Source organism: Streptomyces sp. NPDC002779 (assembly GCF_042888685.1).
GTDB lineage: Bacteria > Actinomycetota > Actinomycetes > Streptomycetales > Streptomycetaceae > Streptomyces.
This window is the reverse complement of the sequence record NZ_JBIAQC010000005.1, coordinates 213996-229157: the sequence shown is the minus strand read 5'-3', so window position 1 is coordinate 229157 and position 15162 is coordinate 213996. Positions and strand designations below refer to the sequence as shown.

General features: G+C 72.6%; 14 protein-coding genes. 8 read left to right on the top strand and 6 right to left on the bottom strand.

The window, feature by feature from the left end:
• Positions 1-153 precede the first annotated feature (153 nt).
• Genes ACFYW5_RS16560 through ACFYW5_RS16545 form a run of 4 tightly spaced genes read left to right on the top strand, consistent with a single transcriptional unit; the run spans position 154 to position 3591 of the window.
• Positions 154-1194, top strand: coding sequence for a FecCD family ABC transporter permease (locus tag ACFYW5_RS16560; protein WP_389417692.1), 1041 nt, complete (start codon positions 154-156; stop codon positions 1192-1194).
• A gap of 3 nt (positions 1195-1197) precedes the next feature.
• Positions 1198-1623: a hypothetical protein gene (locus ACFYW5_RS16555; protein ID WP_389417691.1), complete on the top strand. Its 426-nt coding sequence runs from the start codon at positions 1198-1200 to the stop codon at positions 1621-1623.
• Complete coding sequence (locus ACFYW5_RS16550) at positions 1620-2723, top strand: FecCD family ABC transporter permease (RefSeq protein WP_389417690.1); 1104 nt, start codon at positions 1620-1622, stop codon at positions 2721-2723. The genes ACFYW5_RS16555 and ACFYW5_RS16550 overlap by 4 nt, the downstream gene beginning before the upstream one ends.
• A 4-nt stretch (positions 2724-2727) precedes the next feature.
• Positions 2728-3591, top strand: a complete 864-nt coding sequence (locus ACFYW5_RS16545; protein WP_389417689.1) for an ABC transporter ATP-binding protein — start codon at positions 2728-2730, stop codon at positions 3589-3591.
• 9 nt (positions 3592-3600) lie between these two features.
• On the opposite strand, the gene ACFYW5_RS16540 is transcribed toward ACFYW5_RS16545, so the two are convergent.
• Entirely contained in the window at positions 3601-4548 is a 948-nt protein-coding gene (locus tag ACFYW5_RS16540; protein WP_389417688.1) for a methionyl-tRNA formyltransferase, read from the bottom strand.
• A gap of 122 nt (positions 4549-4670) precedes the next feature.
• Between ACFYW5_RS16540 and ACFYW5_RS16535 the strand changes: the two genes are divergently transcribed.
• Both ACFYW5_RS16535 and ACFYW5_RS16530 read left to right on the top strand, forming a co-directional pair.
• On the top strand, positions 4671-5996 hold the full coding sequence (locus ACFYW5_RS16535) for a lysine N(6)-hydroxylase/L-ornithine N(5)-oxygenase family protein (RefSeq protein ID WP_389417687.1): 1326 nt from the start codon (positions 4671-4673) through the stop codon (positions 5994-5996).
• Between the two features lie 9 nt (positions 5997-6005).
• On the top strand, positions 6006-6785 hold the full coding sequence (locus ACFYW5_RS16530) for an ABC transporter permease (protein WP_389417686.1): 780 nt from the start codon (positions 6006-6008) through the stop codon (positions 6783-6785).
• On the opposite strand, the gene ACFYW5_RS16525 is transcribed toward ACFYW5_RS16530, so the two are convergent.
• Genes ACFYW5_RS16525 through ACFYW5_RS16515 form a run of 3 tightly spaced genes read right to left on the bottom strand, consistent with a single transcriptional unit; the run spans position 6782 to position 10693 of the window.
• Positions 6782-8848 carry an iron ABC transporter permease gene (locus ACFYW5_RS16525; RefSeq protein WP_389417685.1) on the bottom strand — a complete coding sequence of 689 codons (2067 nt, stop codon included), beginning with the start codon at positions 8846-8848 and terminating at the stop codon, positions 6782-6784. The genes ACFYW5_RS16530 and ACFYW5_RS16525 overlap by 4 nt on opposite strands.
• Before the next feature lie 4 nt (positions 8849-8852).
• Positions 8853-9839, bottom strand: coding sequence for an ABC transporter substrate-binding protein (locus ACFYW5_RS16520; RefSeq protein WP_389417684.1), 987 nt, complete (start codon positions 9837-9839; stop codon positions 8853-8855).
• Positions 9836-10693: an ABC transporter ATP-binding protein gene (locus tag ACFYW5_RS16515; protein WP_389417683.1), complete on the bottom strand. Its 858-nt coding sequence runs from the start codon at positions 10691-10693 to the stop codon at positions 9836-9838. The genes ACFYW5_RS16520 and ACFYW5_RS16515 overlap by 4 nt, the downstream gene beginning before the upstream one ends.
• Before the next feature lie 271 nt (positions 10694-10964).
• On the opposite strand from ACFYW5_RS16515, the gene ACFYW5_RS16510 reads away from it, so the two are divergent.
• Positions 10965-12458, top strand: a complete 1494-nt coding sequence (locus tag ACFYW5_RS16510) for a SulP family inorganic anion transporter (RefSeq protein ID WP_389417976.1) — start codon at positions 10965-10967, stop codon at positions 12456-12458.
• A gap of 203 nt (positions 12459-12661) precedes the next feature.
• Here the strand turns inward: ACFYW5_RS16510 and ACFYW5_RS16505 are convergent, their stop codons facing one another.
• A complete protein-coding gene (locus ACFYW5_RS16505; RefSeq protein ID WP_389417682.1) occupies positions 12662-13084 on the bottom strand; it encodes a secondary thiamine-phosphate synthase enzyme YjbQ in 423 nt (140 codons plus the stop codon).
• Positions 13085-13194: 110 nt separating this feature from the next.
• Here ACFYW5_RS16505 and ACFYW5_RS16500 point away from each other — a divergent pair, with 110 nt between their 5' ends.
• Complete coding sequence (locus tag ACFYW5_RS16500) at positions 13195-14265, top strand: NAD(P)-binding domain-containing protein (RefSeq protein ID WP_389417681.1); 1071 nt, start codon at positions 13195-13197, stop codon at positions 14263-14265.
• A 12-nt stretch (positions 14266-14277) separates the two neighbouring features.
• Here the strand turns inward: ACFYW5_RS16500 and mltG are convergent, their stop codons facing one another.
• Positions 14278-15126, bottom strand: a complete 849-nt coding sequence (mltG, locus tag ACFYW5_RS16495; RefSeq protein WP_389417680.1) for an endolytic transglycosylase MltG — start codon at positions 15124-15126, stop codon at positions 14278-14280.
• Positions 15127-15162 lie beyond the last annotated feature (36 nt).

Here is a 15162-nt window from a genome sequence, read left to right as displayed (position 1 = left end):
TTCCCGGCCTGGGCCGGGGATCCGCGCCATAGTAAGGTAAGGGTTACCTAATTTCATAGGTCGCGCACAGATTTGTCGAAGGGGATGGGACGGTGGCGCAACTCGCCCTACAGTCCAGACAGTTGAGGCAAGGCTGACCAAAGGAAGTATGACGTGGGGACCTCTGCGGTCGGGGCGGCGAAAGGCCCCCGCGCGGTACTCCTGCTCGCGCTGTCCGGTGCGGCGCTGCTCGCGCTGTGCGGTCTGTCGATGGCGTTCGGCGCGCTCGGCGTCCCGCTGGACCAGGTCTGGCACACCCTGCTCGGCGACGCGCCCAACTCCCGTGTCGACAACGTGATCTGGTCGGTACGGCTGCCCCGCACCGCCCTCGGCCTCGCCACCGGCGCCGCGCTGGGCCTGTCCGGCGCGCTCATGCAGGCGCTGACCCGCAACCCGCTGGCCGATCCCGGGATCCTCGGCGTCAGCGCGGGCGCCGCCTTCGCCGTCGTGCTGTCCGTCGGGGTGCTCGGCATCGGCTCGGTCTACGGCTACATCTGGTTCGCGTTCGCCGGGGCGATGGCCGCCAGCGTCGTGGTCTACCTGCTGGGCGGGCTCGGCCGGTCGGGTACGACGCCGGTGAAACTGGCCCTGGCCGGCGTCGCGGTGACCTCCCTGCTGTTCTCGCTGACCAGCGCGATCGCCCTGACCGACCCGGACGCCCTGAACCGCTACCGCTTCTGGTCGGCGGGGTCCCTGGCCGACCAGGACGAGGAAGTCCTGCTGCGGGTCCTGCCGTTCCTCGCCGTGGGCGCCGTGCTGGCCCTGGCGTCGGCCCCCGCCCTGAACCGCCTCGCGCTCGGCGACGACGTGGCCAGGTCCCTGGGGCTGCGGCTCGGCCTGGTCCGCGTCCAGGGCGTGGTGGCGGTCACCCTGCTCACCGGCGGGGCGGTCGCCGTCATCGGGCCCGTCGTCTTCGTCGGCCTGGTCGTCCCGCACATCGCCCGCGTCCTCGCCGGACTCGCCGGCCTCGGCCCGGACCACCGCTGGCTGCTGCCCCTGTCGGCCCTGCTCGCCCCCTGCCTGCTGCTCGCCGCGGACATCGCGGGCCGGCTGATCGCCAGGCCCGTGGAGATCCAGGCCGGCATCCTGGTCGCCTTCCTCGGCGGCCCGTTCTTCATCGCCCTGGTCCGCCGCCGCCGACTCGCGGAGCTGTGAGCCATGCCGACTGCCTCCAGCCCGCAGCGCACGACGGCCGCCCCAGGCCGCCGCACCGCCCGTCCCGACGGCCCCTGCTGCCGAGCGCACGCCGCCAACCCCACAGGCCGCCCCGCCGCCGCCCCCGACGGCACCCTCTACCGACCGCACGCCACCGACCCCACACGCGACCCCGCCACCTGCTCCGACGGCCCCCTCGGCCAACCGCACGCCACCCACCCCACAAGCCACCCCACCACCCGCTCCGACGGCCCCCTCCCCACCACGCCGGCCCGCGACGGACAACACGCGGAGCCGATGGCCCCGACCACCCAAGTCGCGCCCCGCCGACCGCAAGCCACCGACCCCACCTCCATCGCCCGCCCCGACCGCCGCCCCCTTCCCACCACCTCGGCCCGCCGCCGACGACCCGCGGAGTGTGAGCCATGAGTACCGAACTCGCGCCCCGGCCGGGCGAGGAGGACTCCGGCGAGCCGCCGGCTCGGCGTACCGCCGGTCGGGTCGGTTTCCGGCTTGCCGTTCCGCCCGTCTCGGGGTTGCTGCGGCCCCGGCTGCTGGTCGTGTGCCTGGGGCTCGCGGTCGCCGCCTTCCTGCTGTTCGCCGTGGAGACCTCGATCGGGGACATCTCCCTCCCGCTCACCGACGTGCTGCGGGCCCTGGTCGGCGCGAGCGACCCCGCGACCGAGCTGATCGTGCACGAGCTGCGCCTGCCCCGGGCCCTGGCCGGTCTGCTCGTCGGCATCGCGTTCGGCGTCTCCGGCGCCCTGCTCCAGACCCTGACGCGCAATCCGCTCGCCAGCCCCGACATGATGGGCATCACCCAGGGCGCCGGCACGGCGGTCGTCGCCGGCATCGTCCTCGGCTGGGACGGGGGCCTGAGCACCCAGGCCCTGGGCCTGGCCGGCGCGCTGCTGGCGGCGCTGCTGGTGTACGCGCTGGCCTGGAAGCGGGGAACCAGCGGGTACCGGATCGTCCTCGTCGGCGTCGGCGTCGCCTGGATCTGCACCAGCGCCACCGACTACCTGATGGCCCGCGGCCAGCGCTTCCAGGCGCAGGCCGCCCTGGGCTGGCTGGTCGGCAACCTCAACGGCCGTACGTGGCAGCAGATCACCCCGCTCGCGGTGGCGATGGCCGTACTCCTGCCGTCGGCGCTGCTGCTCGGGCGGCTGCTGCGGACCCTGGAACTCGGCGACGACGTCGCCCGGGGCCTGGGGACCCGCGTGCAGACCGTCCGCGTCACCGTGCTCCTCGCCGCCGTGGGCCTGGTGGCCTTCGGCACCGCCACCGCGGGGCCCGTGGCCTTCGTGGCGCTCGCCGCGCCCCAGGTCGCCCAGCGCCTCGCCGGTACCGCCTTCCCGCCGCCCGTGGGCGCCGGGCTGACCGGCGCCGTCATGGTGCTCGGTTCCGATCTCGTCGCCCGCAAGCTCATCGACACCGAGCTCCCGGTCGGGATCGTGACGGGCGTGCTCGGCGCGCCCGTCCTGCTGTGGCTGCTCGTCCGCGCCAACCGCGCAGGTTCAGGAGGCTGACAACGTGTCGAAGAAGGACCCCGCACCGGCCGGCCGCCCCGGTCTGCGCGCCGAGGGCCTGCGGCTGGCGTACGACGACCGGGTCGTGGTGGAGGATCTCGACCTGGTGGTCCCCACCGGCCGGATCACCGTGATCGTCGGCGCCAACGCGTGCGGCAAGTCCACTCTGCTGCGCGCCCTGGCCCGGCTGCTGACGCCGAAGTCCGGGGCCGTCCGGCTCGACGGGCGCTCGATCCACTCCATCCCCACCCGCACCCTCGCCCAGCAGCTCGGCATCCTGCCGCAGTCCCCGGTCGCCCCCGAGGGCCTGACCGTCATCGACCTGGTGGGACGCGGCCGTTCACCGCACCAGACGTGGTGGCGGCAGTGGTCCTCCGCCGACGAGGACGCCGTGCACGAGGCGCTGCGGGCCACCGACATGACCGACCTCGCGCACCGCGCGGTGGACGAGCTGTCCGGCGGCCAGCGCCAGCGGGCCTGGATCGCCATGGCCGTGGCCCAGGGCACGCCGGTGATGCTGCTGGACGAGCCGACGACGTATCTCGACCTAGCCCACCAGATCGACGTCCTCGACCTGATCACCGACCTGAACCGGCACCAGGGCCGCACGGTGGTGATGGTGCTGCACGACCTCAACCAGGCCTGCCGGTACGCCGATCACATCGTCGCCATGAAGGCGGGCCGGATCGCCGGCGAGGGCTCCCCCGCCGAGGTCGTCACCGCGGCGATGGTGGAGGAGGTGTTCGGGTTGCGGTGCGTCGTCGGTACGGATCCGGTGAGCGGGACGCCGATGGTGATTCCCATGGGCCGCCACCACGAAGGGGTGGAGGACGCGGCGCCGGTCGGCGTCCCGCATGTCACCGGGTGAGACGGGACGCTACGGACGGGCCGTCAGATAGCCTCCCATCGTGCGGAAGTACTCGGTCGCCGGGTACTCGGTGCCGCCCTCGGTCCGCACCCGCTGGACGAGCAGCCCGGGCAGCCGTCCCGAACGCGCCCCGGCCCCGGCCACGATGACCACGCCGTCCCCCTCCCGGATGAAGATCCGGCCCGGGGTTCCGCCGTAACGCCCTTGCGAGACAGCCGCCTTGACGATCCGGAGGCGTTCGCCGCGATGGTGGGTGAAGGCGTTCGGGTACGGATCCGACTGGGCGCGCACCAGCCGCTCCAGGTCCTCGGCGGGCCAGGTCCAGTCGATGCGGCTGTCCTCCAGGGACCGCTTGTGGAAGAAGCTCGACCGGGAGCGGTCCTGGGCGATCCACTCGGCCTTGCCCGAGGCGATGAGATCGAGGGACTCCCGGACCACCGGGCCGATCAGGTCGACCGTGCGGTGGAACAGGTCGGTGGCGGTGTCGGTGGGTCCGACGGGCACCGCGCGCTGCACCAGGATGTCGCCCATGTCGAGTTCGGCGTCCATCCGGTGGGCGGTGACGCCGACCCGCTGTTCGCCGTTGATGAGCGCCCAGATCAGCGGCGAGAACCCGGCGTAGGACGGCAGCAGCGAGTCGTGGATGTTGAGCGTGCCGTGCGGCGGGAGATCGAAGATCTCCGCGGGCAGCCAGGTGCGCCAGTTGTTGGCGACGATGATGTCCGGCTCGGCGTCCTCGAGCGCCCGCAGCAGCTCGTCGTCCCCCGGACGGTTGCGCAACAGCACCGGTACGCCGTGCTTTTCGGCCAGGTCGGCGACCGAGTCGCTCCAGATCCTCTCGTAGACGTGGTCGCTCTTGGGATGGGTCACGACCAGGACCACTTCGTGCTTGGAGTCCAGCAGAGCCTCTAGCGTCCGGTGTCCCCAGGTCTGGTAACCGAACATGACGACCCGCATATAAGCCCTCCTCAGCCATTGCTAGGTAAGGCTAACCTTATCTAGCATGTGCCTGCTCGGGGGAGCCTGTGGCATCCACTGGAGAACACTGTGAACTCCCCCCTACAGGAGGCGATGACGCGGTGACGACGCTTCACACTGGGCCGGACTCCCCTTACGACGTGCTGGGCATCGGCTTCGGCCCGTCCAACCTCGCGCTCGCGATAGCGCTCCACGAACACGGCGCGACCGCACGCCAGGACACTGGACTGCGCGCCGGATTCCTGGAGCGGCAACCGCGGTTCGGGTGGCATCGCGGCATGCTCATCGACGACGCCACCATGCAAGTGTCCTTCCTCAAGGACCTGGTGACGATGCGTGACCCCACCAGCGACTTCAGCTTCCTGTGCTATCTGCGCGACCGCGGGAGGCTGGTCGACTTCCTCAACCAGAAGACGCTCTTCCCGCTGCGCATCGAGTTCCACGACTACTTCGAGTGGGCCGCCGCCCGCGTCGGCCACCTCGTCGAGTACGGCGCCGAGGTGGTCTCCGTACGGCCCGTCACCGAGGCCGGAGAGGTCCGCTGGCTCGACGTCACCAGCCGCGATCCCGCGGCGCCCGAGCGCACGACCGTCCGCCGCACCCGCACCCTGTGCGTGGCCACCGGCCTCGAACCGCACCTGCCGCCCGACGCGGTGCTGTCCGAACGCGTCTGGCACACCAGCGAGTTACTGCCCCGGGTGGACCAACTCCTGCGCGAGCGCACGCCCGTTCGCCGTGCCTTCGTGCTCGGCGCCGGCCAGAGCGCCGCCGAGGCGGTCGACTATCTGCACCGCAGCTTCCCCGAGGCCGAGATCTGCTCGGTGTTCGCCAAGTACGGCTACACCCCGGCCGACGACAGCCCGTTCGCCAACCGGATCTTCGACCCCGAGGCCGTCGACGTGTTCTACGGCGCGCCGCCCCAGGTGAAGCGGTCGCTGCACGACTACCACCGCGGCACCAACTACTCCGTGGTCGACATGGAGTTGATCGAGTCGCTGTCACGGACCATGTACCAGGAGAAGGTGCAGGGCAGACAGCGCCTGCGGATGCTGAACGTCTCCCGCATCCGGGAGGTCGCGAGCGACGCGGACGGCCTGCGGGTGACGGTGGAGTTCCTGCCGACGGGCGAACGCCAGGTGCTCGGCTCCGATCTCATCGTCTACGCCACCGGCTACCAGCCCCGGGGCATCGGCGACCACCTCGGCGAGATCGCCAAGCTCTGCCTGCGCGACGACGAGGACCAGCTCCGCGTCGGACGCGACCACCGGGTGGAGACCGCCGCGCACGTCACCGCGGGCATCTACCTCCAGGGCGGCACCGAGCACACCCACGGCCTCACCTCGACCCTGCTGTCCACCACCGCCGTACGCGCCGGGGAGATCTGCTCCTCCCTCCTCGCGCAGAACGCGGGCAGCCTCCGGGAGTAGACCCGACCCGTGCGTCACCTCGCCGCCGGCACGCTGCTGCCGGTCAACCCGACGCTCGCCGTCGCCCTCGTCGTCCTGCTGCTCGTGGCCACCGCCGTGGCCGCCGTCTTCCGGCTCTCGCCGGACGAGTCGTACGCACGGGCCCGCGAGGTCGTGACGGCGGGCGTGCGGGCGGCCCTGCAACTGGCGGCGGTGTCCCTGGTGATCGGCTGGGCCGTCCACCACACCGCGGCCCTGCTCGGGTTCCTGTTCGTCATGTTCGCCGTCGCCACCCGCACCGCGGGGCGGCGCATCACGCCGAACGGCACCTGGCGGTGGGCGGTGCTGCCGATCGCGGTTCCGGTGGTCCCGGTCGTCGCCGCCCTGGTGCCGGCCGGTCTGCTCACCGTGCCCGGCATCGCCGTCGTGCCGGTGACCGGCATCCTCATCGGCGGCGCGCTCACCGCGACCGTCCTCGCCGGGCGGCGGGCGCTGGACGAGGCCGCCGGGCGGTCCGGCGAGATCGAGGCCGCGCTGTCGCTGGGCTTCCCGGACCGCGACGCCCACCTCGAAGTGGTCCGCGGCGCCGCCTCCGACGCGCTGCTGCCCGCCCTGGACCAGACCCGCACGGTCGGTCTGGTCACGCTGCCGGGCGCGTTCGTCGGCATGCTCCTGGGCGGCGCCTCCCCCGTGCCGGCCGGCACCGTCCAGGTCTTCGTGCTCATCGCCCTGCTGGCGGTGGAGGCGCTGTCGGTGGCCCTGACCGTCGAACTCGTCGCCCGCCGCAGGCTCCACCGGCAAGGCCCCTAACGGCGGCTGCGGACCAGCAGATACAGGAAGTACGGCGTGCCGATCACCGCGGTCACCATGCCGGCGCCGAGCTGTGCGGGCGCGATCACGGTACGGCCCAGCAGATCCGCCGTGCCCACCAGGGCGGCGCCGAGCAGGACGGCCACCGGGACCACCCGGGCGTGCGGCCGGCCCACCAGGGCGCGGGCCGCGTGCGGGGCGACCAGTCCCACGAAGCCGATCGTGCCCGCGGCGGCGACGGCGGTGGCGCTCAGCAGCACCCCCAGCACGAGGAAGCCGAGGCGCCCGCGGGCCAGGTCCATGCCCAGCAGCCGGGGGGTGTCCTCGTCGAGGGAGACCAGGTCCAGTTCCGCGCGCCGCAGCACCGCGACGACCACGCCCAGCACGACGACGACCGCGAGCGGCACGACGTCCGGCAGGGTGCGGCCGTACGTCGAACCGGACAGCCAGGTCAGGGCCTTGACCGCGTTGAACGGGTCGGTGAGGACGATCAGCAGGCTGATCAGCGCGGTGGCGGCGGTGGCCACCCCGATGCCGACGAGCACCAGCCGGTTCTGCTGGAACCCGCCCCGCGCGGCGAGGCCGAAGACGACGACGGCGCTGACCGCCGCGCCCGCGAACGCCGCGCCCGCAAGGCTCCACGACCCGGCCAGCGGCACGGTCGTCACCAGGAGCACGGCGCCCAGCGCGGCCCCGCCGGAGACGCCGAGCACGGCGGGCTCGGCCAGCGGGTTGCGGGTCACGGCCTGGATGAGCGTCCCGGACAGGGCGAGGGCGGCCCCGGCGAGCAGCGCGGCCAGGACCCGGGGCATCCGGGTGTCCAGCACGAAGGAGACGGTCTGCCCGGCCCTGCCCTGCGCCCAGTTGACGACGTCACCGAGCAGCAGCTTGGCGTCGCCCAGCAGCAGGGCGGCGATCGTCACGCCGACGAGCACGACTGCCAGGAGGGCCGTGACGGTGAGGAAGACGGCCCGGCTCCTGATCCGCAGCCGGTCGGGGGCGGCCGAGGCGGCGGTGTCCTTCAGCCGTACGGCCATGACGACCAGGAAGACGGCGCCGACGAGGCTGGTGACCACGCCGGTCGGCACCGCGACCGCGAGGTCCGCCGGGACCAGGGACCTGAGCAGCACGTCCGAGCCGAGGACCAGGGCCGCGCCGGCCAGGCCGGCGACCGGCAGGCTCCCGCGGGTCCGTGTGAAGGCCCGGTACCGGCGCGCGAGGGGCCTGACGAGGGCGGGGGCGCACAGGCCGACGAAGCCGATCGGTCCGGCCAGGGTGACGGCCGCGGCGGACAGCAGTGCCGCGAGCACGACCGCGGTGACCCGGGTGGCGCGGACCGGCACGCCGACGCCGCGGGCGGCCTCGTCGCCGAGCGCCAGCGCGTCGACCCGGCGGGCCACCAGCAGCAGCCCGAGCAGGCCCGCCAGGCCGAGAGGCGCCATCCGGACCACGCCGTCGAAGCCGTTCTGGCCGATGCTGCCCTGGTTCCACTGGTAGAGCCCGTGGGTCTCCTCCGGGAACAGCAGGAGCAGTCCTTCGGTGACGGCGTTGAGGCCGAGCATCAGGGCGGTGCCCGCGAGGACGAGGCGTACCGTGCCGGCGCCGAGCCCGGACAGGCCGAGCACGACGGCCGCCGCGGCGAGGCTGCCGAGGAGCGCGACCCCGGAGGAGGCGAGCAGCGGCAGCGAGACGCCGGTGACGGCCACCAGCCCGAGGGCCAGGTAGGAACCGGCGTTGACGGCGAGGGTGTCGGGGGAGGCGAGGACGTTGCGGCTGACCGCCTGAAGGGCGGCGCCCGCCATGCCGAGCATGGCGCCGACGAGGAGCCCCGCGGTCATCCTGGGCAGCCGGGAGGCGATGACGACGGAGGCGTCGGCGGGGTCGGCCTGTCCGGTGAGCGCCTTCCACACCTCGGACGCGCCGACGGCGGCGGTGCCCTGCGTGATGTCGACGACCGCGAGGGCCGTGACCAGCAGGACCAGGGCGGCCGTCACCGCGGCCGCGCCCGTCCGGGACGTGGCCGCCGACGGACGGGTGGCGGGGGTTGTCGCGGTGACGGCCATGGCGTTACTTCGTCAGCGCGGCGACGACGGAGTCGACATACTGGTTCATCGACTCGGGACCGCCGAACATCCAGATGCCGTCGTCCAGCCGGTGGACGTTGCCCTTCTTCACGAACGGCAGCGAGGTCCACACCTTGTCCTTGGCCAGGGCGCCGGTGAACGGGGTGCTGCTCTTGTCGCCGTCGTTGCCGATGTAGGCGAAGTGCACGTCGTCGCTGAGCTTGGTGAGGCCCTCGACGTCGGTGGCGCCCAGGCCGTAGCTCTCGTCGCCCTTGACGGTCCAGGCGTTCTTCAGGCCGAGCCGCTCGTTGACCGCGCCGATGAGGGAGCCGCTGGTGAAGGGGCGGATGGAGACCTGGTTGGAGATGTCGTAGCCGTCGGCGAAGGCGTACTCGGCGCCGGCGAGACCGGCGTCGGCGAGGGCCTTCTTGCCCTCGGCGAGCTTGGCGTCGAAGGCTTCCTTGATCTTGCCGGCCTGCTCGGTGGTGCCGGTGGCCTTGGCGAGCAGGTCGAGGTTGTCCGTCATGTGCCCGATCGGGTCGGCGGCGTCGGCGGACTTCACCTCGACCACCGGGGCGACCTCGCGCAGCTGCTTCACGGCGGCGGGCGGCAGGTCGGTGCTGGCGACGATGAGGTCCGGCTTCAGCGCGGCGATCGTGTCCGTGCTGGGCTCGCCGCGGGTGCCGATGTCCTTGGGCTCGTTCGTCAGCGGCACCGCCTGGTCCCAGGTCTTGTACCCCTTGACGTCGGCGACGCCGACCGGGTCCACGCCCAGCGATATCAGCAGCTCGACCTCGTGCCACTCGGTGCCGACGACCTTGGTGGCGGGTCCGTCGAGTTCGACCTTCGTCCCGGAGGCGTCGGTGAGGGTGATGCGCTCGGCGGTCTTCGTGGCCTCGGCGCTGTCGGCGGCGGGCTCGGTGGTTCCGCAGGCGGTCAGGGTGAGGGCCGCGGCGGTGGCGGCCGCCGCGGTGAGGAGGAGGCGTCTCATGAGGGTGTGCTGAGCCTTTCGCTTCGCTGGTGGTGTCGGCCGATCGCGCGGGTGCGCAGCCGGCCGGTGAGGGGGTCGGTGTCGACGTCGATGCGGATGCCGTAGGTGTCGGTCAGCCGCTCGGCCGTCAGGACGTCTTCGGGGAGTCCGTCCGCGACGATCCGGCCCTGGTGCAGCAGGACGATCCGGTCGGCGAGGGCGGCGGCCTGGTCCAGGTCGTGCAGGACCGCGCCCACCGCGATCCCGTGGTCGTCCGCGAGGTCGCGGACCAGGTCGAGCAGTTCGATCTGGTACCGCAGGTCGAGGTAGGTCGTGGGCTCGTCCAGGAGCAGTACGCCGGTCTCCTGCGCGAGGCAGCTCGCGAGCCAGACCCGCTGGAGCTGTCCGCCGGAGAGGTGCTCGGCGCCGCGCTCGGCGAGTTCGGCGACCCCCGTCATGGCCAGCGCGCGGTCCACCGCGGCCGGCCCGTCCGGGTCCGCCCTGCCCCAGCGGCCCCGGTAGGGGTAGCGGCCGAACTCGACGACGTCCCGTACGGTCAGCCCGCTCGGGGTGGGGCGCCCCTGGGTCAGCAGGGCCACCCGGCGGGAGAACTCGCGCGGGGACAGCGCCAGACCGTCGGTGCCGTCGACGACGAGGGTGGCGGTCCTGGGCCGCTGCAACCGCGCGATCGTCCGCAGCAGCGTCGACTTCCCGCTGCCGTTCGGCCCCACCAGCACGGTCACCTGGCCGGGCCGCAGGGTCACGGCCGCGTCGTGCACGACGTCCACGCCGTCGTAGGCCACGGTGACGCCGGTGGCCGACAGTTCATGACCGCGGGCCGTCACGGCCGCGGGGATCTCTTCGCTTGATCGCACGGACAGAGGTTAGCCTAACCTAAATTCGATCTTCACGGGGGCCGGTGCGGCCGGCCGGTTCGGCCGCGGCAGGTAGGCTTGCCCAGGTCATCGGACCGGTTGTCCGCCGCGTCGGGGCCGACGAAGCCCCCGTGCGCCGCCCGGTCGTCGCATCGCCGCCCCCCTGACCGGTCGTGCGGTGCGCCCCGTATCCCTCTTCCGTCGCGTGCCCGCCCCTGCTGCCGGGTGTGCCCGAGCACGACAGGTTCCCCTCGTCTTGTCCTTCTCCGTACTGTCGCCGGCCGCGTGGCTGCGCGGCTCCCGACGTCCGTCGTGGCTGTCCGACCCGAAGGTGCTGCGCACCGAGGTGCTGGCCGGTCTGGTGGTCGCCCTCGCGCTGATCCCGGAGGCGATCTCCTTCTCGATCATCGCCGGGGTCGATCCGGCCATCGGGCTGTTCGCCTCGTTCACCATGGCCGTCACCATCGCCGTGGTCGGCGGCCGGCCGGCCATGATCTCCGCCGCCACCGGCGCCGTCGCCCTGGTCATCGCCCCGCTCAACCGCGAGCACGGCTTCGGCTATCTCGTCGCCGCCGTCATCCTCGCCGGCGTCATCCAGATCGTCCTCGGCTCGCTGGGCGTGGCCAGGCTGATGCGGTTCGTGCCGCGCAGCGTGATGGTCGGTTTCGTCAACTCCCTGGCGATCCTGATCTTCATGGCGCAGGTCCCGGAGCTGACGGACGTGCCCTGGCCGGTCTATCCGCTGCTCGCCGCGGGGCTGGCGCTGATGGTGTTCTTCCCGCGGGTCACCACGGTGATCCCGGCGCCGCTGGTCTCCATCACCGTCCTGACCGTCCTCACCGTCGCGGCCGGGATCGCGGTGCCGACCGTGGGCGACAAGGGGGAGCTGCCGTCCGCGCTGCCGGTGCCCGGCCTGCCGGACGTGCCGTTCACCCTGGACACGCTGACGACCATCGCTCCGTACGCGCTGGCGATGGCGCTGGTCGGCCTGATGGAGTCGCTGATGACCGCCAAGCTGGTGGACGACATCACCGACACCGCCTCCTCCAAGACGCGCGAGTCCGTCGGCCAGGGCGTCGCCAACATCGTCACCGGGTTCTTCGGCGGCATGGGCGGCTGCGCCATGATCGGCCAGACGATGATCAACGTACGGGTCTCCGGCGCCCGCACCCGTCTGTCGACGTTCCTGGCGGGCGCGTTCCTGATGGTGCTGTGCATCGTCTTCGGGCCGGTCGTCTCCGACATTCCCATGGCGGCCCTGGTCGCGGTGATGGTCATGGTGTCGGTCGCCACCTTCGACTGGCACTCCGTCGCCCCGAAGACGCTGCGGCGGATGCCCGCCGGGGAGATCACCGTCATGGTGGTCACGGTCGCGTGCGTGGTCGCCACCCACAACCTCGCCATCGGCGTCGTCGCCGGCTCGGTCACCGCGATGGCCGTCTTCGCCCGGCGCGTCGCCCGGCTCGCCGAGGTCACCGCCGTCACCGACCCCGACGGCGGCAGCGTGGTCTACCGGGTGACGGGCGAGCTGTTCTTCGCCTCGTCCAACGACCTCGTCGGCCGCTTCTCCTACGCCACCGACCCGGAGCGCGTGGTCATCGACCTGTCCGCCGCGCACATCTGGGACGCGTCCTCCGTCGCCGCCCTGGACTCGGTCGAGGCGAAGTACGCCCAGCGCGGCAAGCGGGTGGAGATCACCGGCCTGAACGGGCCCAGCGCCCACCTGCACCAGCGGCTCAGCGGGGAACTCACCGGCGGCCACTGACCGACGTGGTTCCGGTGCCGCACACCCTGCCGGTGCCCGGCACCGGAACCATCCGCGGTGCTCCCCGCGAGCCATCGTGCCCGACCGGCCACCGCCCGCGCACTGCCGGTTCCCGGCAATGTTCGTACCGGTTCGGATGCCGGGGCCGAGAGCCCGGTGCGAACCGACCGCGCGGCCAGTGCCGTTGAGCCTGTCCGGCTTGTTCAGCCGAAGAAGCTCAGCCGTACCTGCCGGTTGGGGTTGTCCTTGTTCGTGTCCACCAGGCACACCGACTGCCAGGTCCCCAGTTCCAGGCGCCCGTTCAGCACGGGGAGCGTCGCGTGCGGGGGCACGAGGGCCGGGAGGACGTGGTCGCGGCCGTGGCCCGGGCTGCCGTGGCGGTGCTGCCAGCGGTCGTCGGCCGGGAGCAGGGTGTGAAGGGCGGCCAGGAGATCGTCGTCGCTGCCGGCGCCGGTCTCGATGACGGCGATGCCGGCCGTGGCGTGCGGGACGAAGATGTTCAGCAGGCCGTCCCGGCCGCCGGCCGACTCCCGGAGGAAGGACTCGCAGTCGCGGGTGAGATCGATGACCGTCTCCGCGGTGCCGGAGGCGACCTGGAGAACTCGAGTGGTGAAGGCGTCTGACATGCCTTCCATCCTCCGTCATCCGACCGCCGCCGCGGCGCCGACGCGTCCCTGTCCCCGGCGGGCGGCAGCGGCTCGGGAAGATCTCCGGCCCCGGTGGAGTTGGTGGAAGCGTGAACAACACCGAGGCAGTCGTCATAGGCGCCGGGCAGGCGGGGCTCGCCGGCGCCTATCACCTGCGGCGCGCCGGGTTCGTGCCGGAGCGTGACTTCGTCGTGCTGGACCATTCCCCCGGCCCGGGTGGCGCCTGGCAGTTCCGGTGGCCTTCGCTGACGTACGGCAAGGTGCACGGGATGCACGCGCTGCCCGGTATGGAGCTGACCGGGGCCGATCCGGCGCGGCCGTCCGCCGAGGTGATCGCCGAGTACTTCGCCGCCTACGAGCGCGCCTTCGACCTGCGGGTACGGCGGCCGGTGGACGTGCGGGCGGTGCGCCAGGGCGAGGGCGGGCGGCTGCTCGTGGAGACCTCGGCCGGGGTCTGGTCGACCCGGGCACTGATCAACGCCACCGGCACCTGGGACCGCCCGTTCTGGCCGCGCTATCCCGGTCAGGAGGGCTTCCGCGGGCGGCAGTTGCACACCGCGCAGTACCCGGGGCCCCAGGAGTTCGCGGGGCTGCGGGTGGTCGTCGTGGGCTCAGGCGCGTCCGGGACGCAGCACCTGCTGGAGATCGCCCCGTACGCGGCCGCGACCACCTGGGTCACCCGGCGGCCCCCGGTCTTCCGCGAAGGCCCCTTCGACGAGGAGGCGGGCCGGGCCGCGGTGGCGCTGGTGGAGGAGCGGGTGCGGCAGGGGCTGCCGCCGAAGAGCGTGGTGTCGGTGACCGGGCTGCCGCTCAACGACGCGATCCGGCAGGGACTCGCGGACGGCGTGCTCGACCGGCAGCCCATGTTCGACCGGATCACTCCGGAGGGCGTCGAGTGGGCCGACGGCCGGCGCGTGCGGGCCGACGTCATCCTGTGGGCGACCGGTTTTCGGGCCGCCGTCGACCATCTGGCACCGCTGAAGCTGCGCGAGCCGGGCGGCGGGATCCGGCTCGAGGGGACCAGGGCGGTCGCCGACCCGCGGATCCACCTCGTCGGCTACGGCCCCTCGGCGAGCACCATCGGCGCCAACCGGGCCGGCCGCGCGGCCGTACGGGACATCAGGCGGCTGCTGGCCGCGGAGCAGCCGCTGGCCGCGTGATGCCCCGCCCGGTCACTTCGCCTTCGGCGAGCTCTGCTGGTTGCGGTTGAACTCGGCGACATTGCGCTGGTGCTCGGCGTAGTCGGCGGTGAAGCGGGTGTCGCCGGGCTTGACCGTGACGAAGTACAGCCAGTCGCCCGGGGTGGGGCTGATCGCGGCACGCACCGCGTCCTCGCCCGGGTTGTCGATCGGGGTCGGCGGGAGCCCCATGCGCTGGTACGAGTTGTAGGGGCTGTCGATCCGGGTGTCGGCCTCGGTGGTCTTCAGCGTCGCCCGGTTGAGGGCGTAGTTGATGGTGGAGTCCATCTGCAGCGGCATGCCGCGCTCCAGCCGGTTGAAGACGACCCGGGCCACCTTGCCCATGTCCGCCTTGGTCGCCGCCTCGGCCTGGATGATGCTCGCGATGGTGACCGCCTGGTAGACGTTCATGGCGTTGCGCTGCGCGCCCGCGGCGATCGGGGCCCCGTTGAACTTCTTGTTGGCGGTGTCGACCATGTACGACAGCAGTTGCTCGGGCGTCGCCTTCTTGCCGTTCCGCTCCAGCGGGTAGGTCGCCGGGAAGAGATAGCCCTCCGGGTTGCCCTCGGCGTCGTTCGGCAGTTTCAGATTCGCCTTCGCCAAGGACTTCTTGGTGCTGCCCGCGGGCAGGGCGAGCGCCTTGTCGACGGCCTCGTAGATCTGGCCGGCCCGCCAGCCCTCCGGGATCACCAGGGTGGTGGGCTTCTTCTCCTCCTCGCCGCCCAGGCTGAGCAGCGGCACCGCCACGGCGGTGCCGGCCACGACGGCCCCGGTCGCGATGAGGACGAGTCGGCCCCGGCGCGTCAGTCGGATCGTGTTCCGTGACGGAGTGTTCATGTGCATGCGGGCACGGTAACCCGCTAAAGCTCACAAATCCGG

What these genes read in the sequence shown, in the direction of transcription:
- ACFYW5_RS16555 (WP_389417691.1), top strand. Translation starts at nt 1,198, where the DNA reads ATGCCGACTGCCTCCAGCCCGCAGCGCACGACGGCCGCCCCAGGCCGC.
- ACFYW5_RS16550 (WP_389417690.1), top strand. Translation starts at nt 1,620, where the DNA reads ATGAGTACCGAACTCGCGCCCCGGCCGGGCGAGGAGGACTCCGGCGAG.
- ACFYW5_RS16540 (WP_389417688.1), bottom strand. Translation starts at nt 4,548, where the DNA reads ATGCGGGTCGTCATGTTCGGTTACCAGACCTGGGGACACCGGACGCTA.
- ACFYW5_RS16525 (WP_389417685.1), bottom strand. Translation starts at nt 8,848, where the DNA reads ATGGCCGTCACCGCGACAACCCCCGCCACCCGTCCGTCGGCGGCCACG.
- ACFYW5_RS16520 (WP_389417684.1), bottom strand. Translation starts at nt 9,839, where the DNA reads ATGAGACGCCTCCTCCTCACCGCGGCGGCCGCCACCGCCGCGGCCCTC.
- ACFYW5_RS16505 (WP_389417682.1), bottom strand. Translation starts at nt 13,084, where the DNA reads ATGTCAGACGCCTTCACCACTCGAGTTCTCCAGGTCGCCTCCGGCACC.
- mltG (WP_389417680.1), bottom strand. Translation starts at nt 15,126, where the DNA reads ATGCACATGAACACTCCGTCACGGAACACGATCCGACTGACGCGCCGG.